The sequence below is a fragment of the Undibacterium sp. Di27W genome (assembly GCF_049340345.1).
Taxonomy (GTDB): Bacteria; Pseudomonadota; Gammaproteobacteria; order Burkholderiales; family Burkholderiaceae_D; genus Undibacterium.
The window spans coordinates 73,630-97,745 of the sequence record NZ_JBMPOS010000015.1 but is presented as its reverse complement, the minus strand read 5'-3'; the positions used below and the strand labels follow the sequence as shown (position 1 = coordinate 97,745).

Annotated in this window: 13 protein-coding genes; 8 read left to right on the top strand and 5 right to left on the bottom strand. The window is 50.0% G+C overall.

The window, feature by feature from the left end; genetic code table 11:
- Positions 1–38: 38 nt before the first annotated feature.
- The 5 genes from ACO0LF_RS25460 to glnE all read right to left on the bottom strand — a co-directional run bounded on the left by ACO0LF_RS25460 (position 39) and on the right by glnE (position 9,125).
- Positions 39–2,573 (bottom strand): TonB-dependent receptor, encoded by a 2,535-nt coding sequence (locus ACO0LF_RS25460; RefSeq protein WP_423019155.1) that lies wholly within the window; start codon positions 2,571–2,573, stop codon positions 39–41.
- Positions 2,574–3,008: 435 nt separating this feature from the next.
- Positions 3,009–3,785 carry a LytR/AlgR family response regulator transcription factor gene (locus tag ACO0LF_RS25455; RefSeq protein WP_423019153.1) on the bottom strand — a complete coding sequence of 259 codons (777 nt, stop codon included), beginning with the start codon at positions 3,783–3,785 and terminating at the stop codon, positions 3,009–3,011.
- A gap of 24 nt (positions 3,786–3,809) precedes the next feature.
- Entirely contained in the window at positions 3,810–4,919 is a 1,110-nt protein-coding gene (locus ACO0LF_RS25450) for a sensor histidine kinase (RefSeq protein WP_423019151.1), read from the bottom strand.
- Positions 4,912–6,057 (bottom strand): histidine kinase, encoded by a 1,146-nt coding sequence (locus ACO0LF_RS25445; protein ID WP_423019149.1) that lies wholly within the window; start codon positions 6,055–6,057, stop codon positions 4,912–4,914. Before ACO0LF_RS25445 ends, ACO0LF_RS25450 begins: the two co-directional genes overlap by 8 nt.
- Positions 6,058–6,356: 299 nt before the next feature.
- Positions 6,357–9,125, bottom strand: a complete 2,769-nt coding sequence (glnE, locus tag ACO0LF_RS25440) for a bifunctional [glutamate--ammonia ligase]-adenylyl-L-tyrosine phosphorylase/[glutamate--ammonia-ligase] adenylyltransferase (protein WP_423019283.1) — start codon at positions 9,123–9,125, stop codon at positions 6,357–6,359.
- A gap of 328 nt (positions 9,126–9,453) precedes the next feature.
- Between glnE and ACO0LF_RS25435 the strand changes: the two genes are divergently transcribed.
- The 8 genes from ACO0LF_RS25435 to bcsA all read left to right on the top strand — a co-directional run bounded on the left by ACO0LF_RS25435 (position 9,454) and on the right by bcsA (position 23,908).
- Positions 9,454–13,632, top strand: coding sequence for a YhdP family protein (locus ACO0LF_RS25435; protein WP_423019147.1), 4,179 nt, complete (start codon positions 9,454–9,456; stop codon positions 13,630–13,632).
- Between the two features lie 37 nt (positions 13,633–13,669).
- Positions 13,670–14,464, top strand: coding sequence for a carbon-nitrogen hydrolase family protein (locus ACO0LF_RS25430; RefSeq protein ID WP_423019281.1), 795 nt, complete (start codon positions 13,670–13,672; stop codon positions 14,462–14,464).
- A 158-nt stretch (positions 14,465–14,622) separates the two neighbouring features.
- A complete protein-coding gene (tldD, locus tag ACO0LF_RS25425; RefSeq protein ID WP_423019145.1) occupies positions 14,623–16,083 on the top strand; it encodes a metalloprotease TldD in 1,461 nt (486 codons plus the stop codon).
- Positions 16,084–16,126: 43 nt separating this feature from the next.
- On the top strand, positions 16,127–16,894 hold the full coding sequence (gene bcsQ, locus ACO0LF_RS25420) for a cellulose biosynthesis protein BcsQ (protein ID WP_423019143.1): 768 nt from the start codon (positions 16,127–16,129) through the stop codon (positions 16,892–16,894).
- Between the two features lie 332 nt (positions 16,895–17,226).
- Positions 17,227–17,718 carry a cellulose biosynthesis protein BcsD gene (gene bcsD / locus ACO0LF_RS25415; protein WP_423019141.1) on the top strand — a complete coding sequence of 164 codons (492 nt, stop codon included), beginning with the start codon at positions 17,227–17,229 and terminating at the stop codon, positions 17,716–17,718.
- Between the two features lie 41 nt (positions 17,719–17,759).
- Positions 17,760–18,599: a cellulose biosynthesis protein BcsP gene (bcsP, locus tag ACO0LF_RS25410; protein WP_423019139.1), complete on the top strand. Its 840-nt coding sequence runs from the start codon at positions 17,760–17,762 to the stop codon at positions 18,597–18,599.
- Entirely contained in the window at positions 18,596–19,363 is a 768-nt protein-coding gene (gene bcsQ, locus ACO0LF_RS25405) for a cellulose biosynthesis protein BcsQ (protein WP_423019137.1), read from the top strand. Before bcsP ends, bcsQ (ACO0LF_RS25405) begins: the two co-directional genes overlap by 4 nt.
- Positions 19,364–23,908 (top strand): UDP-forming cellulose synthase catalytic subunit, encoded by a 4,545-nt coding sequence (gene bcsA, locus ACO0LF_RS25400; RefSeq protein ID WP_423019135.1) that lies wholly within the window; start codon positions 19,364–19,366, stop codon positions 23,906–23,908. It begins immediately after the preceding gene.
- Positions 23,909–24,116 lie beyond the last annotated feature (208 nt).

The following is a 24,116-nucleotide window of genomic DNA, read 5'->3' as shown; positions in this document are numbered from 1 at the left end:
CCTGGTCACAAGTTTTTTAAGAATTGTGATTTTCCAGCTTAATAGAACTTGTAATTCGCACTCATATAAAAGAAGCGACCACGTGGATTATGTGTAGTCGAATATCCTAAGCTACCGTATTGTCCCAGTGAACCCATGCGGCTATAAGGAGGCATTTTGTCAAACATGTTTTTGATGCCTGAACTCAGTGTCAGGTTCTTTATGCCTGTATATTGCGCACCAAAATCCACTTCTGTAAATGAAGGGATGGTTGGCGTGTCTGCCGGGATTTTTTCCTTACCCAAGTCTGAATCCAGAGTTGATCCACTGGTACGGGCAATTAATGCAAGATTGAAATCCGTATATTCGGCATTCAGGGTGAAGGTATTGCGGTAACGTGGATTTAAAAAAATACCCAGGCTATTTTTTGTTGGCTCACCAGCGCTGGGGATGGAATCAAGCTGGGTATAGATGGTCATGGAATTGCGCAGGCTGAATTTTCCGTAAGCTGTCTTTGCCAGATTCAAACGAAAATCAAGATCAAAACCAGACACATCTGTGCTGGCCAGGTTCTGGTTATTCAATAAGATACGTGCTTCGCCACCCTTGATTTCATAACGGCCAAGTTCAATCGCTTTTTCCAGTTCCAATACGCCAATCTCATTCTTCTTGCTGATTTTAAAATAATCTACACCAAGCGAGACAACATTGCTTGGGGCAAAAACAAAGCCCAGGTTATAGGTTTTCCCCGTTTCTGGTTTTAAGTCAGGGTTAGAACCACTGACCCTTAAATAAGGGAAATTCACACATTTTCCAGAAAGACTAGGAAAGGCTGAACAAATGCTGGAAAGATTAGTCGACTCCGCACCCGCGTCGAGGCCGCCATACATTTGCTTGAGTGTGGGAGCCAGGAAGCTGCCAGCAAAAGATGCTCTCACCATCAGGCTTTCAAGTGGTTGATAACGGATAGCCAGTTTAGGGCTGGCCTTATTGCCTACGCTATCGATGGAGTCATAACGCACCGCTACCTGTGCCTCTAGATTTTTGATGAAGGGTATGGATAATTCAGCAAAGATGGCTTTTGAAGAGCGGCTGGCATTGACTTTTGCCTGTTGTATGCTGCCAAAGACAAGGTTGTCGATTTGGTTTTGATCAGGATTGTCAGCGAGGGTATCCTTCAGGTAAGAAACACCAACAGCATAAGACAAAGGACCACCCGCCAAGTCCATGACGGCACCAGATGCTTTTGCATTGACAAAGCTCAATTCTGATTTGCCAGTACGGATTGGTGTCAAACGAAATTTATTGATCTCGGCCTCTGAATTGCTCATGCTGGTTGGATCGATCAAGTGATTTGCAATCGCCGCATTAAAGAGTTCGGTTTGCGCATAATTGGAGTCTTTGTTGCTGACTTCACTGATGCCCTTGCCAACAGAGATATCCCAGTCTATTCCTCTGGTATTGCCTTCCAGGCCAGCAGCGACTTGTGTCAAAGTAGCTTTTTTATCGGTCGTGCGCGGCCCAATTTGCATGAAGCGGCCATTGATATTGCGACCTTTTTCATCCTGGTAAACTCCGGGTGCGGGCTGGGCCTCAAAATGATCCTTACTTTCTGAGTAAGTGAAATCGGCAAAGGCACGGATGTCATTGCTGACTTTTAAACTGCCCAGTAGCATGCCATTGAATCTGTCTGCACCATTCACTGCAGTCAACAAAGTCTTATTGGTATCGAAGCGGCAAGTATCGCCTGCCAGATCTTCTGGCGGGCAGGGTTTTAACTGTCCTCCAGTTTTGATATTGCCATAAGGTGAGTAGCCGCTGCGATTATCAGTGCCACCAAAGAAGCGGCGGAAATCTGCTGAGCGGCTGATCTCACGCGCATTTCTCATGATAGGGTCACGTTTGATTACATCCAGGCTGGCCAATACATTAAATCCAGACTGTTCATAGTCACCCACACCAAATACCAGGCTGGCGGTTTTTTCCTGGGCATCTGAACGTGAGCTTTTACCATAACCAAGTTTGCCTTCGGCTCCCTGGTAATTTTTCTTGGTGATAAAATTCATCACCCCAGACACTGCATCTGCGCCGTAAATGGCCGAGCCGCCATCTTTCAATATTTCTACCCGTTCCAGGGCGCTGAGAGGGATGCTGCCTACATCCACTGCCGCACCAGCACCAGTACCATCAGCCAGCGCATTGGCTGGCAAACGGCGGCCATTCAACAAGATCAACACATTGCGCTCGCTCAGTCCACGCATTTTGACATTGGTTACGCCAGAGCCAACAGGGGAATTAGCGGTTTGCTCACCACTATCATTCACGTCCAGCGAAGCCAGATTCTTGATCAATTCGGAAACCGTGGTCGCTCCAGTGCGTTCTATATCTTTCTTGCTATAGATTTCTATAGGGGCTGCAGTTTCAGTATCTACGCGCTTGATGGCAGAGCCTGTGACTGTCACTTTTTGAACTTTCTCTGCCTCGGTTTTTGCCTCTTGAGCCAAAGCTGAATGGGCAAATAGACCGCTTCCCATGGTAATACCGCCAATAAACATCAGGCGCACGGAACAGGCTATTATTTTTTCTTGCATCATTGACGACATCCTTAAGGAAATTGTTTATTTGAAATGCACGATCAAGACAATCCGATTTTTGGTCCGACTGCATGATGCTGCTTCAGTATCCACGCGCATAGTCATGACACTTAGCCTGCAGCAAATGGCGGGCTTTTTTATCCCGTTTGTTGGCGGATATCTGCTGATGCACAGCGACTTCCGTGTGTGTCCATTTCGTCAGCAATACTTTGTCCTGCAATCATGAATAGCTCATGTATAAAGGGACAAGCTTTGAGGAAATTGGTTTGTACGTGTTGTAAATCAAGCAAATGGGATGGGTGTCAATAATGCAGGGACAGACGCAAGCTTGAAGCAGGCGCAGAGTGCTTGATGATTGCAATAACTTGCGTAAATTCCTGTACAGGTGGATGAGAGCATTGCGCAGAACTAAACAATACGGCACGAGGTAAACAATCACTTGTCCAGTAATTTCTTGGCCCGCTTGTAATTCCTGACGCTGATACTTACTTTATCACCGTTGCTGAGTGCAGTGAAATAACCATACTCACTATTGATACCAATGCTGCGCATTGCGTCGCAACGAACGATGGAATTGCGATGCAGTCGTGCGAACAAATCGGGGGGCAAATGTGCTTCCATAAAAGCGATGGTTGAGCGATGCATGACCACTCTGTCACGCAAGTGGAGTTCAACATAGTTTCCTGCGGCACTGATCCAGATGATTTCATGTATGCCTATGCGTTCTATATAACCCACAGAGCGCACGACGATGTGATTCAGTAGAGGCTCTTTTTCGCCAGCTTGCATGGCATCCTGATTATGGAAATAATCCTGCATTGCTGCATTTTGGGCGGCTTGCTGATCCATCTCTATACTCATGCTGGCACGTTCCAGCATGGTGGCAAAACGCTCGTCTTCAAATGGCTTGAGCAAATAGTCAAGCGCAAACACTTCAAAGGCAGCGACGGCATGCTTATTATATGCAGTGATAAAAACGATTAGTGGTGGTTTGGGCTGCTGGCTGAGTTCGCGGGCGAATTCCAGACCGGATTGCATGGGCATTTCTATATCGAGCAAAATCAGGTCAACTTGCTCGGTTTGTAGCATTGCGCGTGCCTGTGCAGTGGAATGGCAACTTGCCAGTAGTTGCCAACCGCGGTGTGCTTGCAGGGCCAATTGTATATTGGTCAGTGCCGGGAGTTCATCATCAACAGCCAGGATTTTTTTCATGAAAAGCGTTTGTGAACAGGAAGATTATTGTGTGATGTGCTGTGCCAGTGCGCGTGCTGGAAATTCCAGCCTGGCCGTAAACAGATCTGGTTCGGCATGTACTTGCAAACTGGCGTTTTTCTGGTAAAGAATCAGCAAACGTTGCCCTATGGTGCTGATACCAAGACCATGTCCGCTACGGCCCGGAATATGGGGGAGATGGGGATTGCGGATTTCAAATATCACGATATTGTCTTGTAGGCGTAGCGCCAGCGCGATAGTGCAATACTCCTGGCTTTTTTCTACGCTATGATGTATTGCATTTTCCACCAACGGCTGTAGCAACAAGGGCGGGACGGCAATGTTACTCCATTCATGATCTGCTATGTCAAAACAGATATGCATGCGGTCGCCAAAACGTAGTGACTGCATGGCCAGATAATCTTGTACAAAGGCGATTTCTTCTGCCATGTTGAGCCACTGGCATTGGCTGGCCCGTACCGCATTACGCAATAAGTTGTTTAATTGCAGCAAGGCTTTGCTGGCCAGCTCTCGATCTTCTCCACGTACCAGGGCGCTGATGCTATTGAGGGCATTGAAGAGAAAGTGTGGTTTCAATTGGCCTTGTAGAAAATGCAGCCGTAGTGCCAGATTTTCACTTTCGGCAATTTGCAACTGCAGTTTTCTCTCATGCCCCTGCCGCCATGCAGCATAGCTGGTATGAAACATGAATATGCACAACAAGACACAGGCAAAGTAATACCAGTCATCGGCTTTATAGCGCAAGACCATATCCGGCAACACACTCAGATTCAGGCCGTTGCGCGCCAGTTTTGAAGCAAGTATATTGGTCACCAATAAGGGCAGGCCCGCCACGAGCAGCAAGAAGGCAGTTATCAGCATATTTTTCAGGCGCAGCATTTGCCTGCAATGGTGATAGTAAGCATAAGCCATCAAGGTATTGATGATGGCCAGTGCTAGCATGCCAAACACATGCCAGAGCAAGACGCTCCAAAAGTTGATCGGTAAATCGGCTCCCGGCTTTGGTGTCAACATGACGATGCCAAGTACGATCGTCGATACCAGCCATGGCAGTACCGCCAGAAAAGCCAGGGACAGCTTGCCCGGTATTTTTGTCATGCCCGAGCTAGTCATTTGAGATTGCCTGCAAAGGAAAGTGGATGGAAATAGCTTGCCTTTGTTCTTGCAGATTGTTTTGCATACTCAACTGCGCCTGCCCACCAAATAAAATCTCCAGTCTTTGCCCTACCATGATGTAGCCGGGATTGCCGTCTTGCGGCAATACTTTTGTTTGCGGAAAACTAAAACTGGCGCAAAACTGGCGATTAACTACAAAGCATTTGAATTGCAGTTCAAGTATCTGATGATCGTTTGCATATCCCTTCAGCATCTGGCAGATACTGGAGTCAGCCAGACTCAGCAAAATCAGGCCCGGACAGGTGTAGGAGTGCCAGTCTCTTTCTTCCTTGTCCCAGGTAACGCTGAAGCCTTGCCCCAGACATAGCTTTTGCAGATTGAAGTAGTCACGTAAAAACTGCATTTCGTCGGCGACTGGAATTGCTTCATTGGCGTCATGCTCAAGTACATAGCGCAACAAATTGCTGAGACGCACCAAGGCAGTATTGGCTTCTGCCTGGGCTGTGCTGTGTATCAGTTTTTGTATGTTTTCCAGTGAGCTGAGTAAGAAATAGGGTTCCAGCTTACCTTGCAATATCCTGATTTTGAGCGACAGGTTTTGTTGTATCGCTTTTTCAAAGGCGATTTCACGCTGGTGATGTAGTAACCAGTGGGTATAAAAGACCTGACCAAAAAAGGCCAGGCTGGTATGCATCGCACTTTGCGAAAAATACACAGGCCTGTAACTTTTTTCTATGTCTAGCATATCAGGCCAGCGATTTGAGAGCTTTTGGACAAAGATAATCAATTGATAGAATTCGGCAATGGGCACGAACAACAAAATCAGCGTGACGAACAACAAGCATAAAACATGGGGGCGTGATAATTTTTCAGCATACTTATTAAAAAACACCGCCAATATACTATTGAGCAGGATATAGGGGATAAGCACAGTGAAATTGAGCTTGAAATCCCATTCACGCTGGTTGACAGGATTTTCTGCAAAGCCATCTACATAGCTGGTCGACGTCCAGATGAATGCAAAGATACTCCAGACCATGATGACGACCATAGTCGATTTCCACCATGGCACTTGTGACAGTGTGAAGTTGGCTGACTCATTGGCTGATTCGGTAGAGAGTGCTTGCTTGCTCATCGTTGGAAGGCTAGATATTATTTTTATAAAGCATGTTGAGACTTGACCGAAAATGGCCTTACTTTGACATAGTTGAAGTCAAATGTGCAAAGCCAGGGATGGGTGATGTCAATATGGGGATAGACGTCAAGCCATGTGGTTTTATTTGCCTGCCAGTTCCCATGCCTGTAAAAATGTATCGCATGTAAGAGCTGCTGAGGAAGTGGGGGAGTGGATTTCCTCTCCCGCATGGTATTCATCAATGCAGTGAATGAAGCGCGTTAATGAAGCGCGTTAATGAAGCGCTTTAATGATGCGTGTTAATGCGCGGTACCAGGGGACGCAATATCCACAAACAGGCTATGCCACAAATCCCTGACGGCGCTGGCTTCTTGCTCTACTATTTCTAGCGAGACCCTGGCACGGTCTTCTCCCTGCAAGCGTATGCCATGCTGAAGTTTGCGGAACAGGCGGTAGGCATCGGCAGTTTTTTTCGCCAGCCGCACATCGATCAAACCAAGTTCACCGCAACGTTTCAAGAGAGCGATATTACCCTTGTTGGCAGTCAGTTCAGGGTATTGGCAAGCGTATTTCAAGACCAGATATTGCACGATGAATTCTATATCTATCATGCCACCCGCTTCATGCTTGAGGTCAAACAAGTCACTGCGATTGACATTCGCATCACGCATTTTCTTGCGCATGCTGATTACCTCGTCTCGCAATTTATCTGCATCCCTTTGCTGGCGCAGGACTGTTTCACGTATTTGTTCAAACTGCTCGCCTATGCTGGCATTGCCTGCGCAAAAACGGGCGCGGGTCAGTGCCTGATGTTCCCATAGCCAGGCAGATTTTTCCTGGTAGCGAGCAAAGGATGCGACTGAAGAAACCAGCAAACCACTGGCACCATCGGGGCGCAAGGCGATATCGATATCAAACAGGATGCCCGCTGGTGTATGGCTGGTCATCCAGGTGATAAAACGCTGTGCCAGTTTGGCATAATTGGCTGGCGCGTCCTGATCTTCATCTTCATACAGGAAGATGACATCGAGGTCAGAGGCATAGCCCAGTTCCTTGCCACCTTGCTTGCCATAGGCAATGACAGCAAAACTGGGTTCTGCTGTATGTCTGCTGGCAACGGTAAGCCAGGCGGACTGCAATACCGCCGCGACGATGATGTCGGCCAGTTGCGATAATTCATCGGCCAGATGCTCTACACTGAGCTGACCTTCCAGATCCTGTGCCAGTAAGCGAAATTGCATGGCATGATGCATCTCGCGCAGTGTTTCCATCTGTCTTTCAGTGTCACCCGCATGTTGCGCCAGGTGTTCTTGCAAATCCAGGCGGAACGCCGGCCAGTCAGGGCGCTGATGGAGTGAGGACTCATCCAGCAATTCATCCAGCAACAGGGGATGACGGGTCAGGAATTTGGCCGCCCAGTCGGATGCCGCCATCATGCGTATCACGCGTGCCAGTGCATGCGGATATTCGGTCAGGAGAGCCAGGTAGGCTGCCCTGCGGGCAATGGCTTCCATGAAATCCAGCAGGCGGTTCCAGGCCAGTAATTGATTGCTGCCTTGTCTGGCAATGATGTTCAGGGCATTGTTGACCAGGGCAACCAGTTTCATGCGACTGGCTTCAGACAAGGATTGCACCTTGGGTGATTGCCAGGTTGCCTGGAGTCGCTGGCTGAATGCGCTGGCATCCTGTACTGAAAAATCCAAACCTGCCAGGTGGGCAGCGATCAATTCATCGCTGTCCGGGCTGGACAGGCTGACAGCCAGCATGCCTTGTTCATTCTCGCTATTGTTTTCTGCCTTGTCGCGGAAGATCGCATCAAATTGCTCTGCGATGAATTCGCGGTGTGGACGTAATTGCTCCAGTAATTCAGTGACGCTGGCGCATTCCATCATTTGTGCAATTCTTTGCTGATCTTCTTCCTTGGCGGGGAAGGTATGGGTCTGGGCATCGTCCAGATATTGCAGTCTATGTTCGAGATTGCGCAAAAAGGTATAGGATTCCAGCAGTTTTTCTATGATGGGTACATCCATGATGCCTTTTTCGGCCAGGACCTGCAGAGTCAGGCGGGTAGAGCGGTCACGCAGGCTGGCGTCGCGGCCACCCCTTATCAGCTGGAAGACCTGGGCCAGGAATTCCACCTCACGTATGCCGCCACGTCCGAGTTTGACGTTATTGCTGCGCTCTGGGTGCTTGCTTTCCTGACGCACGACCTCGGCGCGGATCTGGGCATGCATGGAGCGCAGGGAATCGATTGCGCCATAGTCGAGGTAGCGGCGATAGACGAAGGGGCGGATGATTTTTTCCAGAGCAACGATATCGTCAGCATTACCGGTCATGGCCCTGGCCTTGACCCAGGCATAACGCTCCCATTCTCGCCCTTGTATCAGGAAGTACTCTTCTATCATATTGAAGCTGGCGACCAGCGGGCCAGATGCGCCATTCGGACGCAAGGCCATGTCGACGCGGAAGCTATACCCATCTTCAGTCACTTCAGAGATAGCGGCGATGAGCTTTTTACCCAGACGGCTAAAGTATTCATGATTGGACAGGCTGCGCTGTGTCGAATCTGTGGTTCTCGTCTCACCATCTTCTGCATAGCAAAAAATTAAGTCTATGTCAGAAGAAACATTCAGTTCATACCCCCCCAGCTTGCCCATGCCCAGTACGATCATGGCTTGTTCTGTGCCGCTTTCTTCCCCGATAGGTGTGCCATGCATGGTCTGCATTTCTGCGCTCAGGGCTTGCAAATGCTGTTGCACGACAAAATCAGCAAACAAGCTGATGCTTGTCACAACTTCATTGAGATCCGCCTGGCCGCATAAATCACGTTTGATGAGGCTGCACACCACCAGTTTGCGCAAACGGCGCATGGCTTTGTTAAGACTGGCACCCTGGCATATTTCTTTTTGTAAAAACTGCGCAAAATGCTCCGGGCTCAGGGATAATTCAGAAACTTGCTGTAACTGCGCATTTCGGCTTGCATCTGCTTGTATGCAATGTGTAAAAAAACGGGAAGCCTGAAGAATTTCAGCCTGATTGGTAGTGCTTGCAGTCATAATGGGGCGCAGTCTGGTCAGTGTTGTTATTAATTCTAAGCGATCGTGAGCTTTCGGGCTATGCGGCACTGGACTTGTGCAAAAAGTTGGAATTGAATTTATACTCCTTGGGAGTATGGAGATCACTGTTGAAAGAGAGGGAATTTACCAAAAGTAGTCGGACAATGATTAAAAAAATAATAGAGACCGTGATTGAGTAGTCAGTATGTGTGAAATTTTCTGGATTTTGCTGCCATGCTTTTCAGCGTGTGAGGATTTGCGCAAGAATAATGAGAACTGTTTTTATGCAATTGCATTGTTTTTACGCAAGTTTTACTTACAAATAAAATAAATCTTAGCAATGACACAAGCAGATCAAGAGACCATTGCTAATACCTCGGATGAGGATGAAAAGCCCGGCCATTTCTGGCGGCTTTGCCATTTCACCTGGCGTACCTGTGACAAAAGCTTGCGTTTTACGCTCAAGCTTATTCTTTCATTGTATTTCTTGTTCTGCATCCTGGTACTGGTACTGCGCTATGTCGTATTACCCAATGTAGACAGATACAAACCCGATATAGAGCATGCGATCTCGACTTCCCTGGGGCGGCAACTGAAGATTGCCAATTTGCATGCATCCTGGCAGGGTTTGAAGCCACAACTGATGCTGAAGAATGTGGTCCTGTATGACAAACAGGGTGCTCAGGCACTGGTTTTACCTGAGGTGTCGGCTACCATGTCCTGGTGGACTTTGGCTGTTGCAGAGTTGCGTTTTGAACGTATTGTCATCAATAAGCCCGCCTTGGATATACAAAGAGAGGTCGACGGCAAACTCTATGTCGGCGGATTTTATATAGATCCCAGCGCAGAAGGCAAGGGCCAGGGTCTGGATTGGGTATTGGCACAGCATGAGATTCTTATTCGTAATGGTTCGCTGCGCTGGACAGATAAAACGCGCAATGCAGCAGCTTTATCCATGCCTGATGTCAGTTTTCTCTTGCAAAATCAGTGGCGGCATCATCGGTTTGCACTAAAGGCGACACCGGATGCCAGTTTGTCAGCGCCACTCGATATACGCGGTGATTTCCAGCATCCCGTCTTTGCCAAAAAGATTTCTGATTTTTCTTTGTGGACTGGTGATTTATATACAGACTTGCACCGTACCGACCTGGCTGCGCTGAAAACGTATATAGACTACCCGGCAGATGTTAAAAAAGCCTATGGTTCTGTGCGTGCCTGGTTGCACCTGGATAAAGGCAGGCTGGCTGATTTGACGGCGGATCTCAGTCTGGCCGATGTCCGCGGTAAATTCCGTGCAGACTTGCCTGAGCTGGATATGGCTTTGGTCAGCGGTCGCCTGATCGCCAGTGAAACCCAGACAGTCAAACAAAAATTCCTGGCTGCTTTCATGGGGCAGGCGGGGCACAGCATCTCGCTCATCAATTTTTCCATGCGCAATCGCGAAGGTCAGCAATTGCCGGCAACCACCATCAAGGAGACTTTTACACCTGGTGAAAAAGGCCAGCCGGAAAAAGTGGAATTGTATGCCCAGACCCTGGACTTGCAAACTCTGGCAAATTTTGCCGAACATCTGCCACTGCCAGCAGATCAGCGCCAGATGATGGTCGATTTCGCCCCAAAGGGGCAACTCAGGGAATTCACTGCAAAGTGGCAGGGTACTTATCCTGATGTTTCTTCTTATAGCGTCAAAGGCCAGTTCATCGATTTGTCCATGCAGGCGCAACCAGCACAACTGGCCAGGGCTAAAACGGCGCAATTGCCCGCCAAGGCAGCAGTGCCCGCCATTCCCGGATTTGAAAACCTGTCAGGTAGCCTGGAAGCCAATGACAAGGGCGGCAGTTTTATTTTGGACTCGAAAGACTTGTCCTTGCGTCTGCCCAGTTACTTTGTTGATCCGCTCATGCCATTCTCACGCCTGAATATGCATGCGCAATGGCAGTTTGTTGAGCAGGATAAGCTGATTTTCCAGATCCATAAAATGGATGCACAGCAAGAAGGCATGCACGCGGTCTTGTCTGGCAAACATATCATGTCCATGCGCCATGGGGCCGATGCCCAGCCTGGGGAAGTTGATTTGACTGGCAGTATTTCCGGTTTTGATCTGAAGCAGCTGGATCGCTATATCCCTGCGGTGGCAGAAGAGCATTTACGACACTGGTTGCTGAATTCCATACTGGAAGGCAAGGCCGATGATGTCAGCGTGCGCATACGTGGTGATCTTGCCCATTTTCCTTTTAATGGCACGGATGGTAAAAAAGCCCATAAGGGGGAGTTTCTCATCAAGGGCAATTTGAACGGGGCCAAGCTTGATTTTACCGCCGGGGCTTTGAATGAAGAGGGCAAGCCGGTCTGGCCGGTGATAGAAGATATCAAAGGTGGTTTTGTCTTTGATAAGGCGAGGATGGAAATTACTGGCGATACCGCCAGAACCCTGGGGGTGGACCTGAAGAAGGTGAAAGCCATCATTCCCGACCTTTCACATCATGGTGCCATACTCAATATCGATGGTGCCGTCAGCGGCAGTCTGCAAAACATGCTGGCCTATGTCAGTGCCAGCCCGGTGAGTGGCTGGCTGGGACATTTTTTAAAAGAGGCCAAAACTTCGGCGCCAGCCGCTTTGCAACTCAAGCTGCAATTGCCCCTGCAGCACCTGATAGAGTCCAAGGTACTAGGGGTCTTGCAGTTTGCCAATAACGACGTGCTGCTGCAGCCAGGTATACCTCAGGTGACGGGCTTGAATGGCAAGCTGGAGTTCAACGAGACCGGGGTTAATCTCGGTACACTGAAAGGCAGTGCACTCGGTGGTGCTGTGCAAATCAGCGGTGGCTCGCAAAAAGATAATAGCGTCAAGGTCAGGCTGGATGGCAACGTCACTGCAGAAGGCATACGCAAGATCATGCCAGCCTCGATGACGGATAAACTGGCAGATCGTATCAGCGGTAGCAGCAGATATAGCGCCAGTATCCATGTTAAAAAGCGGCAGCCGGAAATCATCATTGACTCTACGCTGGCAGGCGTGGCCTTGAATTTCCCTGTGCCATTGAAAAAAAGTGCGGCTGAAATCATGCCTTTGCATTTTGAATTGCTGCCACAAGCAGGTCTGGATGCGCAAACCTGGCGCGATGAAATCCGGGTCAGCCTGGGTAATGCCATCAATGCCAGATACTTCCGCCAAAAACAGGGAACTGCAGCCTGGCAAGTGTTGCGCGGCGGTATAGGCGTGAATGCGCCAGCCCCAGAGCCGGATAGCGGCTTGAATGCCAATATAGAATTGAAATCGCTCAATATTGATGAGTGGCGCCGCCTGATGTCACCGGTCGCGACGACACAGCAAGCCAGCTCAGGTGCAGCTGAAAGGGACGCTGCCGAACTGGACCTGTCTCCCTATCTGGAGCCAACTACCATGGCTGCAAGAACACCAGAATTACGCATCATGGGCAAGCAACTGGACAATGTTGTAGTGGGTATTTCCAGGCAAAATAAAGTCTGGCAGGCGAATATACATTCCAATCAAGCCGCTGGTTACCTGACCTGGAGTGAGGGAGCAGGGGGGCAAGGCGTGGCCAGTGTGACAGCACGCCTGAGTAATCTCATCATTCCCCAGTCTGCTGCGGCTGAGGTCAGCGAGTTACTGGAAGGAAAAAATACCACGACGCAAATGCCTGGCCTGGACATCGTTGCTGAAAATTTTGAGTTATTGAACAAGAAGCTAGGGCACCTGGAACTGCAGGCCGTGAATCAGGTCAGCAGCCAGGGTGGTGCACGTGAGTGGCAGATCAACAGGTTGATGCTGAAAAACCCGGATGCTGACTTTACTGCCTACGGTAAATGGATCAGTCAGGGCGGTGCCGGACGTACCCAGCTTAATTATGTACTGGATGTGGTGAACTCCGGCAAGTTACTCGATCGCCTGGGTTTTGTCGATGTTTTACGTGGCGGCAAGGGTAAGCTGGAAGGGGAAGTGCACTGGAATGGCTTACCCTTCGCCATGGACATACCCAGCATGAATGGGCAAATCAAGATGGTGCTGTCGAGTGGGCAATTTTTAAAGGTGGACCCGGGAGCGGCCAAGCTGCTGGGTGTGCTCAGCCTGCAATCCCTGCCGCGCCGCTTGACGCTGGATTTTCGTGATGTGTTTTCTGATGGTTTTGCTTTTGACTCGATTGCTGGTATTGCCCAGATAGAGCAGGGTGTGGCGAAAACTGATAACCTGAAAATGCTGGGGGTCAATGCCACTGTGCTCTTGCAGGGAAATGCTGATATCGTCCATGAAGCACAGGATTTGCATGTCACGGTCATCCCGATTGTCAATGTAGGCACGGCATCGGTACTGTATGGCCTGGCCGTGAACCCGGTGATAGGCTTGGGGACTTTTCTGGCGCAACTATTCTTGAAGGAACCTTTGAGCAAGGCGTTTACGTTTGAATATAAGGTCAGCGGATCATGGAAAGAACCCACCGTAACCAAGGTCGAAGGGCGAGATAGTCAGGCCAGTGTAAAGGCTGCCAGCAAACCTTGAAACCTGGGATCGCATACTAAGGACAAATGAGGTGAATATGAAGATTGCAGCGATACAAATGATTTCCACGCCAGTGCTGGCAGAAAACATCGCTACTGCCAGGCGTTTGTTGCAAGAAGCCGCAGATGGTGGCGCGAAATTATTGTTATTGCCGGAGTACTGGCCTTTGATGGGCTTGCAGGAAACCGATAAGGTAGTGATCGCCGAAGCCCCGGGATCAGGCCTGATGCAAAATTTTCTGGCGGAGATGGCTGCCAGCCTTGGCGTCTGGCTGATAGGCGGCACCATACCCCTGAAGGCTGCCGAGCCTGACAAGGTCTTGAACACGACGCTGGTGTTTAATCCAGAAGGCCAACTGGTGGCGCGCTACGACAAAATCCATTTATTTGGATTTAGCAAGGGTGAAGAATCGTATGAAGAAGCACGCACCATTGTTGCTGGAGACCAAGTCAGCAGTTTTGATGCGGGCTTTGGCAAAGTGGCGCTCTCGATTTGCTATGACTTACGCTTTCCTGAGCTGTACCGGGCACTTGGGACCTGTTCACTCATCGTGGTGCCAGCAGCATTTACTTATACAACCGGTCAGGCGCACTGGGAAATTCTGTTGCGCGCCCGCGCCATAGAAAACCAGTGTTATGTACTCGCATGTGGCCAGGGCGGCAAGCATGTGAATGGCCGTCGTACCTGGGGGCACAGTATGTTGATTGATCCCTGGGGCAAAGTCTTGAATGTATTGGAAGAAGGCGAAGGCATCGTCAGTGGAGATATTGATGAAAGCCTGATCGCCAGCATACGTGAAAGCTTGCCGGCATTGCGCCACCGCAGGTTATGAAATAAGGCCGGATTAAGCTTGGCCTATTGTCATTATTGTCACTGTTGTCACGCGTGAGGCCCAGCGAATCTGGCAGATGCTCTACAATGTAATTACGTGCGCCACAACTTTGCTAGCAAAGTGCGCTAATCTGATGTGCTGTATAAATAATTTATTCTATGACTCCATTTGATCCCGCTATTAGTCATCTCGCCATTGCGCGTGACATTTTATTGACTCCTTTTGGCCTGGATGAGGCCAAGCTCAGCAAGGTACTGGGCAGCATGTTTACCCATAAGGTCGATTATGCTGACCTGTATTTCCAGTTCACTCGCAACGAGGGCTGGAGCCTGGAAGAGGGCATAGTCAAGACCGGTAGTTTTTCCATAGACCAGGGTGTGGGCGTGCGTGCCGTATCTGGCGACAAAACGGCATTTTCCTATTCGGATGAAATCTCTGAACAAGCACTGTTTGATGCCGCCAAGGCAACTCGCACGATAGGCCGCCAGGGCGCAGGTAAAATCCAGGTGGCATCCAGTCTGCAAGGGCTGGACAACCGCTCCCTGTATCTACGCGATGATCCTTTGCATTCCATGGATGCCAATCAAAAAGTCCAGTTACTGGAAAAATTGGAGAAAATTGCCAGAGCGAAAGACCCGCGCATCGTCCAGGTCATGGCCAGCATGGCTGGTGAATATGATGTGGTACTGGTGGCGCGCAGCGATGGTGTCATGGCTGCCGATATCCGCCCTTTGGTGCGGGTTTCGCTGACAGTCATTGCAGAACAAAATGGTCGTCGTGAAATGGGAAATAGCGGTGGCGGTGGTCGTTATGATTATTCCTATTTCAGCGATGCCTTGCTGGAGCAATATGCAGATGAAGCTGTCAAGTCAGCGCTGGTGAATCTGGAAGCCCGCCCGGCTCCGGCTGGCCCCATGACCGTGGTACTCGGCCCAGGCTGGCCAGGTGTCTTGCTGCATGAAGCCATAGGCCATGGCCTGGAAGGCGATTTTAATCGCAAGGGTTCAAGCACTTTCTCTGGCCGCATAGGCCAGCGTGTTGCGGCCAAAGGTGTGACCGTGGTGGATGATGGCACTATGCTGAACCGTCGCGGCTCCCTGAACATGGACGATGAGGGCAATCCCACCCAGTGCACCACACTGATAGAAGATGGCATTCTGAAAGGCTATATGCAGGACACCATGAATGCCCGTCTGATGAAAATGCCAGTCACCGGTAATGCCAGACGTGAATCCTTTGCCCACCTGCCCATGCCGCGCATGACCAATACTTATATGCTGGCAGGCGACAAAGATCCGGAAGAAATTCTCGCATCTGTTAAAAATGGTCTCTACGCCCTCAACTTTGGCGGCGGTCAGGTCGATATAACGAATGGTAAGTTCGTTTTTTCAGCCAGTGAAGCCTATATGATAGAAAACGGTAAGATCAGTTATCCGGTCAAGGGTGCTACCCTGATCGGCAATGGCCCGGAAGTCCTGAATCATGTCAGCATGATAGGCAATGATTTGCGCCTCGATGCTGGCATAGGCGTCTGTGGCAAGGAGGGGCAGAGCCTGCCGGTTGGTGTAGGCCAGCCTAGTTTGCGCATAGAAGGTTTGACAGTCGGGGGAACTGCCTGATGCCCTGTGTCAATCCATGTATTGACAAACTGGAGTTGCGCACATGCTGGTAGTCGCCATCGTTTCTGCCAAAGGTGGGGTGGGCAAGACCACCATTACGGCTAATCTTGGCGTTGGTCTGGCGCAACGTGGTTTTCCTGTGACGATACTTGATCTTGATCCGCAAAATGCCATGCAATGGCATTTGGGTGGTCTTGATCAAGGTGAAACCAATGGCATCAGTCTCTTGACAGCTGCCCGCGCCAAGCTCATGGATGCTTGCTATAGCAGCCCTTTTGGGGTGAATTTTGTCCCCTTTGGCAATGGGGGCGAAAAACAGCGCATACGTTTTGAAACCCTGCTTGAGCAGCAGGAAGTCTGGTTGCGCAAAAAACTGCAGGCTGCCAAATTGCCTGCCAATGCCATCGTCTTGCTGGATACGCCGCCTGGACCCTCGGTTTACCTGAAGCAGGCGATACATGCTGCCGATTTTTTGTTGGTCGTGGTGCTGGCAGATGCAGCCTCGTATTCAACTTTGCCCGAGATGGAAGAATTGATTTCTACCTATGGTCATAGAAGTCAGGCTGACGTTGGTTCAGCCTATATCGTCAACCAGGGTTCGCAACGGCAACTGGCGCAGGATGTGCTGACTTTGATTGCTGATCGCCTGGGGAATCGCATGGTCCCCTTCGTCGTCCAGGAAAGTCCTCAAGTCGAGGAGGCGCTCGCTTATGAGCGTCCCGTGCTCGAATATAAACCGGATAATCCTGCGTCTTTAAGCATACAAAAAATCATAGACTGGTTACTGGCTGGCTTAAAGAGCGGGCGCTGAACTTGACGGTGCAAGGCATGTTTGTGTTTTTACATGCTTGCAGAAATTTTGATTTTTTTGAAATGCAATTTGATCATCCGCGAAATATGGATTTTTCACAGGAATAAGCAGCAAACTGAGCAGTTTTAGCTGCGAATTGTGAAAATGTTATTCAACATAATGAAATATCTATAAATCCTTGATCTTATTATTAATTGTTGACATTTCACCATTCATTTTGGCTGGACTAGCAATATTGGCGAGTGGTAAAGTCGCAACGAATCAACACTCTCTATGATTTGCGTGTCACGATAGTAGCCATAGAGAAAAAGTCAACGCAAGGGTGCAAAAGTATGTCGACAAATACCATTCGTTATTACGAAGAGCATCAGTGCTCAAGCCAGTGGAGATCTTTCCTGGGAGCATTTTCTACTGAATTTGCCTCCAAGGGAGATGTCAAAGATTTACGTGCCTTCATGCATCAACTGGGACGCACCATGGCGGCAGGTTTCAATGTCACCGACGGTAGCAGTTTGCAGGCGCTGGAAGCATGCATGAACCGTGTCTGGTCAGACATGAACTGGGGGTGGGTGGAGTTGGTGGAAGAAGCTGATTCCCTGGTGGTGGCCCATCACGCAGCACCGCTGAAAGTGGCTTTTGGTGATAAAGCCCTGGACTGGACGCCGTCCTTGCTGGAAGGCATATACGCTCAGTGGTTTGAAGGCCTGGGCATGGATAAATCCTTGCGTCTGATACAGCGTGAAGGGGTATTTGATGAAGGGCAATTATTTGTATTTGATTTGAAGAAGCAGTCAGAAGAGCCGTCTTATTTCACACGTCGTTAATGTCTTGTTGACGCTACAAGTAACCGGAACTGGTGGACACTATGGATGATGATGTAAAAAATCTTTTTCAGAAATTCGGGCAATCTACCGATGCCTATCGCGAGATCAATCGGGATGCAGACAGTGAATTGGCTAAGCAGCGCTGGCCTTTATTGCGCGATGTGCATTTGCATGCAGCACCTGCGACGGCACCTGTACGAGCCGTGCTCAGGGAAGAAGAAATTACTCCACCAGCACCGGTGCATCAAAATGAAAATGCATTTCGTCCAGCAGCTGTTAAGTCGACCGCTAGCAGGGCAACTCTGGTAAAAGCAACATCGGCAACGCCAGCGACACCTGTTGCGACCAACACTGCGGCAAGCAATAAGTCTGCTGTGCAGTTGCCCTTGAAACAATTATTGATGCAGCCTCCCGTGGCGGAAGAGCCTGAGATTGAGCCAGCACCGGCTCCTGCTTTCCTGTCCAGCATCATGCCTGCTGCACAAAGAAAAAATGTCAGTGAGCAAAAGAGTAGTGTGGCCAGCAGTTTATTTGGCAGCCGCGAGCAGGCCATAAATGGGCATGAAGCAGCGCCGGCGCAGAGCGCAATTGTTGTCAAAAGCAGTCGGCCGGTGTTTCCCGCACAAAAACCTGCAAAGCCTGCCGAAGCACCCACACCAACTGCCACGCCAGCTTTTCTACAGAATATAGCTGGCCATGCCATGCCGGAAAAACTGGCTGCGGCCAGCAATGAGGATGCAGTCTCTCCGTCTATGGGCAATACAGCGGCCAAAGAAAAACCTGTGAGTTCAGTATTTGGTCGTTTGGCTGGCAAGCAAGAAGAAGCCAAGCCTGCCAGTACTCCAACAAATTCATTCTTTAATAAGATATTTAAACCATGAGGGTAGTCGCCGTCATTTCTCCCAAAGGTGGAGTAGGTAAGACAACAGTGACTGCCAATCTGGCAGCCTCGCTGGCACGGCTGGGGCCGCGCATTACCATACTTGACCTTGATCCGCAAAATGCACTGAGATTGCATTTTGGGATGGCGCACGATGATGCCAGTGGCATCGCGCAGCAGGAGACGATGGATGGCAGCTGGACTGACGTCTTGTTTGAGAGCGCTTATGGCGTGAATTTCTTGCCTTATGGCAGCGTGGATGAAGCACAGCGTGGTGTTTTTGAACAAGACATCAAAGACTTGCCCAAATGGCTGGCAAAGCATCTTGCCAGCCTCAAGCTGGCGGAAAACAGCGTGGTATTAATTGACACCCCGCCTGGCCCCAGTATTTATCTGCAGCAAGTCCTGAGTGTCGCCAATTATGCTCTGGTTGTGTTGAAACCAGATGCTGCTTCTTACTCAACCATACCATCGATAGAGTCGCTGATTGACTACTACTGTGCCGGTCGCAAAGACTTTTTGGGTTATTGTTATTTGCTGAATCAGATGGACGCCTCCAAGCAGCTCAGTCGCGATGTCTTTGGCATGTTGCGTAGCAGCCTGGGCAAGCGTTTCATCCCCGTTACCATACACAAGGATGAAGCCGTCAGTGAAGCCCTGGCCTGTCAGACTCCAGTATCTTATTACTCCCAGCATTGCTCTGCCACCCATGATATGCAGGAGCTGACATCCTGGCTGCAAACAAATTTCAGATTGGTTGATTAAATGCGTTCGATACTCAATTCCCGCTATCTCTACGGTCGCCTCAACGACCTGGGGCGCAGCATGGTCAACTGGCCAGGCTGGGAGCGCAGGTTGCCGCGTTTTATGGCCTTGATGGTCGCTGTCTTTTTGTATTGGTCCAGCATCAGCATACCGCTGGACTTACCGTTGCAAACCTTGTTTTCCATCATCATTTTCAGTACCGCGCTGTATTTACGTCGCTATACGGGTACACTGATATCGCTGGTCATGGTGATGTTTTCCATCAGCGCCACCAGCCGCTACATTTACTGGCGTATTACTTACACCATAGGCACGGACAATCTGATTGACCTGTTTTTCGCGCTGGTACTCATCATGGCGGAGGTGTATGCCTGGCTGGTGCTGTTGCTGGGGTATTTACAGACTGCCTGGCCCTTGAAACGTAAGCCGGTGATGTTGCCCACTGACACGTCATCGTGGCCTACCATCGATTTGTTCATCCCCAGCTATAACGAAGACCTGGCCGTGGTCAAGCCTACCGTGCTGGCAGCGATGGGCATAGACTGGCCCAAGGACAAGCTCAATATCATTATCCTGGATGACGGACGTCGTCCGGCCTTTGCCGAATTTGCTGAATCGGTGGGGGTGCAATGTTTTACCCGGGCCGATAATAATCATGCGAAAGCCGGTAATATCAATGCTGCTCTGAAGCGTACTACCGGGGATTTTGTCGCCATCTTCGATTGCGATCACATGCCTACGCGCTCGTTTTTGCAATACACCATGGGCTGGTTCCTGGTCGATCCCAAACTGGCCATGGTACAGACCCCCCATCATTTCCTGTCACCAGATCCGTTTGAGCGCAATCTGCAAACCTTCCGCAATGTGCCCAATGAAGGCGAGTTGTTCTACGGCCTGATACAGGACGGTAATGATTTGTGGAATGCCACTTTCTTTTGTGGTTCCTGCGCCATCCTGCGTCGCACTTATCTTGAAGAAGTTGGCGGCATTGCGGTAGAGACCGTGACCGAAGATGCACATACTGCATTGAAAATGCAACGCCGCGGTTATAACACTGCCTACCTGGCCTTGCCGCAGGCAGCTGGTTTGGCGACCGAGAGTTTGTCTGCTCACGTAGGTCAGCGCATACGCTGGGCGCGTGGTATGGCACAGATTTTCCGTACTGATAATCCCTTGCTGGGGAAGGGCTTGAGTTTTGGCCAGCGGCTTTGTTATAGCAATGCCATGCTGCATTTCTTTTATGGCTTGCCCCGCATGGTGTTCTTGCTGGCGCCGCTATCCTATCTGTTTTTTGAGGTGCATATTATCAAGGCGTCGGCCTTGTCGATTGCTGCATATTCCTTACCCCATCTCTTGCATGCCAATCTGACCAATTCACGCATACAGGGAGCGCACCGGCATTCTTTCTGGGCTGAGGTATATGAGGCAACGCTGGCCTGGTATATCTTCCGCCCTACGCTGGTGGCGCTGATCAACCCCAAGCTGGGTAAGTTCAACGTGACCGCCAAGGGTGGTCTGGTAGAACAAGAGCATTTTGACTGGACCATTTCCAAGCCCTACCTGATCATGCTGGGCATGAACATACTTGGCTTCTTTGTCGGCTTTGGCCGGGCGCTGTGGTGGAACACCTATGAGATGGATACTGTCATCCTCAATATGCTGTGGACCATCTATAACCTGGTCATCCTGGGGGCGACGCTGGCGGTGGCGACGGAGTCCAAGCAAGTCCGGCGCACGCACAGGGTCAGGGCCGTACTGGGTGCTACCCTGCGTTTGAATAATGGGCACTCCATCGTTTGCAAGACTGAAGATTTCTCCATGGGTGGCATGTCTTTCCGTGTGCCAGATGGTTTCCAGATGCTCAGGGATGAAGATTTGATGGTGTCGCTGTATGGCACTAACGGGGAATCAGTTTTCCCTGCCAAGACGGTGTTCTTCAAAGACAATCTGCTCAGTGTGCAATTCCTGCCGCTGGATCTGCAACAGGAAATGGACTTGATCAATTGCACCATAGGCCGTGCCGACGTCTGGCTGAGCTGGTCAAATGACAGGGATATAGACCATCCGCTCAATGGCCTGAAAGAAATCGCTTACCACAGCATGCGCGGATTCAGCAGGTTTGGTACCAGCATCAAGCAATACGTAGCGGAAAGAACAGAACATATGAATAAAATAAATGAGGCGTCCATCGTGAAAACCATCGTGACAAGTATACGGACTAAATTATCACGCAAAGGCAGTAGCACGGCTCTGGCCATACTTTGCGGCTTGAGTGCGATTACCTACCAGGACGATGTACTGGCCAAATCCAAGCGGTCTGGTGCATCGGCTACGGCAGAGCCTGTGGTCGCTGAAAAACTGGCAGTTGAAGAACTGCAGCCAACTTCAGTAGTCGGTGGACAAAAGACCTATAACCTCAGCCTGAAAGACATGGTCGGGGTAGGCTCCAGTGTTGAGTTGCGTGGCACAGAAGGCGAGCGCTCTTTTCCCTTCACAGTCCGCAGTGATGAGGTGATCACCGCTGCCAAGATCAAATATGGCATTGCTTATTCCCCAGCGCTGCTGCCTGACCTGTCGCATATACAGGTCCTGGTCAACAATGAACTCGTCAGTGTCGTGCCTCTGCCCAAAGAGACTTCCAAGGGTATCGTTCGTGAAGACGTCATCGATCCGCGCTTTTTTGCTGACTTCAATCAACTCAGTTTTAAACTCATAGGCCATTACACCCGGGATTGTGAAGACCCCTATCATTCCAGCCTGTGGGCCAAGGTCAGCCATACCACCAACCTGGAATTGACCGTTTCCCCGCTGACGCTGGCAAATGATCTGGGCATGTTGCCAGCGCCTTTCTTTGACAGGCGCGACAACAAATTGCTGGAGCTGCCGTTCATCTTGCCTGCCACGCCTTCACTGGAAGTGTTGCGTAATGCCGGTGTCGTGGCTTCCTGGTTCGGTCATCTTTCATCGTATCGTGGTGCGCGTTTCCCTATAGAAGCCAATACTCTGCCACGTGGCAATGCGGTCTTGTTCGCTACCGCCAATGAAGCGCCAGCAGGCGTGACCCTGCCAGCGATTGCCGGGCCTACCCTGGCGATCATGCCCAACCCCAGTAACCCAAAAGCCAAGCTGCTGCTGGTTTTGGGCCGCGATGTAGCTGAACTCAAGATAGCAGTACAAGCTTTGACCATGGGTCAAATGGCCATGTCCGGTGAGTCTGCCCTGATCAAGAACCTCAAAGAAATCGATCCACGCAAACCTTACGATGCACCGAAATGGTTGCCTACTGACAGACCAGTCAAGTTTGGTGAACTGGCTGCCGCACCAGCATTGAGAGTCAATGGTTTGACGCCAGATTTGATACGTGTGAATTTGCGCGTGGCACCTGACTTGTTCACATGGCAAAAAGAAGGCGTGCCTATCGATTTGCGTTATCGTTTTACCCCCCGTCCTACGGTTGACAAGTCAACGCTGAACATAGGTATCAATGATGAATTCGTGCGTTCCCTGCCTTTGTCTGGCGGCCAGGTAGAAAAAGGCAAGATCAAGGAATCAGTCATGCTGTTCTTCAAGGATGGCCAGCGCTATGCGCAGGATGAAATCCAGGTGCCGACTTTCCGTATCGGTGCAGAAAACCAGCTGCAATTCCATTTCTTTTACGATTACCCTAAACAAGGTGCCTGTAAGGATGTCTACCTGGACAATGTGCGCTCTGCCATCGATCCGGATTCGACGATCGATTTTTCGAATATGCCGCACTATGCAGCCATGCCTAATCTGGCTTACATGGCCAATGCCGGTTTCCCATTCACCCGCATGGCTGATCTGGCACAGACTGCCATCGTCATGCCAGACCGTCCGAATGCCCAGGAGATGGAATTGTTTCTCAATGTCATGGGTCGCATGGGTGAGTCCACAGGTTATCCTGTCCTGAACACCAGTCTGATCCGAAGTGCTGATGTAGAAAAATTCAGCGACAAGGATTTCCTGCTGCTCGGTGCCAGCGCCAATTTGCCCCTGCTTAAGCAATGGTCGAAATACATGCCTATGAGCATGGATGAAAACGGTAATCGCCTGCAATTACCAACCGGTTTCTTGCGCCTGGTGACGCGTTGGGCAGGCCGTGATCTCGATACCATGGAGCGCCATGCCGGTGAAATGCTGGCCAAGACGGGTAATGCCTTTGGTGCCATGATGCAATTTGAGTCGCCCTTGTCCAGCGGGCGTAGCGTGATCGTCATGACCTCGGGTGATACTGCCAGTTTGTCAGACCTGACCATGGGTTTGAACAAGGCTGATTTGCGCAGCAAATTCCAGGGCGACCTGGTATTGATCAAAGGTGACCGTATCGCCAATGCGCAAATTGGTGATACCTATTACTCTGGCAGCCTGCCATGGTGGATATGGATCAAATGGCATTTGTCTACGCAGCCTTTCATCATGATTATTTTCCTGATGCTGGCCTCGCTGATCGCTGCGACCATGTTGTTCCGCTTCTTGCGTAAGAAAGCAGCATCCCGTCTGGCCCTGGAAGACAAAAAGAAATAATTCATTAAAACAGACCAGGAGGGCAGCGTACTATCTGAATAAGAAATAAACAGATAGCGCTGCCCGTTTTGCTCTGGTAATGTCAAACCTGACACAGTGCTGATTTTCTGAGCTGGCGATAAAAAATATGCTCACAGAAAAAAGCGATCATTAGGGGATGTAAATGGTCTTGAAGAAAAAAGCGATGCTCTTAGCGCTTTTGACGGTT

Bases quoted from the DNA above. Each gene is read 5' to 3' on its own strand.
- ACO0LF_RS25460 (WP_423019155.1), bottom strand. From the start codon at position 2,573: ATGATGCAAGAAAAAATAATAGCCTGTTCCGTGCGCCTGATGTTTATT.
- ACO0LF_RS25455 (WP_423019153.1), bottom strand. From the start codon at position 3,785: ATGAAAAAAATCCTGGCTGTTGATGATGAACTCCCGGCACTGACCAAT.
- ACO0LF_RS25450 (WP_423019151.1), bottom strand. From the start codon at position 4,919: ATGACTAGCTCGGGCATGACAAAAATACCGGGCAAGCTGTCCCTGGCT.
- ACO0LF_RS25445 (WP_423019149.1), bottom strand. From the start codon at position 6,057: ATGAGCAAGCAAGCACTCTCTACCGAATCAGCCAATGAGTCAGCCAAC.
- ACO0LF_RS25435 (WP_423019147.1), top strand. From the start codon at position 9,454: ATGACACAAGCAGATCAAGAGACCATTGCTAATACCTCGGATGAGGAT.
- ACO0LF_RS25430 (WP_423019281.1), top strand. From the start codon at position 13,670: ATGAAGATTGCAGCGATACAAATGATTTCCACGCCAGTGCTGGCAGAA.
- tldD (WP_423019145.1), top strand. From the start codon at position 14,623: ATGACTCCATTTGATCCCGCTATTAGTCATCTCGCCATTGCGCGTGAC.
- bcsQ (WP_423019143.1), top strand. From the start codon at position 16,127: ATGCTGGTAGTCGCCATCGTTTCTGCCAAAGGTGGGGTGGGCAAGACC.
- bcsD (WP_423019141.1), top strand. From the start codon at position 17,227: ATGTCGACAAATACCATTCGTTATTACGAAGAGCATCAGTGCTCAAGC.
- bcsP (WP_423019139.1), top strand. From the start codon at position 17,760: ATGGATGATGATGTAAAAAATCTTTTTCAGAAATTCGGGCAATCTACC.
- bcsQ (WP_423019137.1), top strand. From the start codon at position 18,596: ATGAGGGTAGTCGCCGTCATTTCTCCCAAAGGTGGAGTAGGTAAGACA.
- bcsA (WP_423019135.1), top strand. From the start codon at position 19,364: ATGCGTTCGATACTCAATTCCCGCTATCTCTACGGTCGCCTCAACGAC.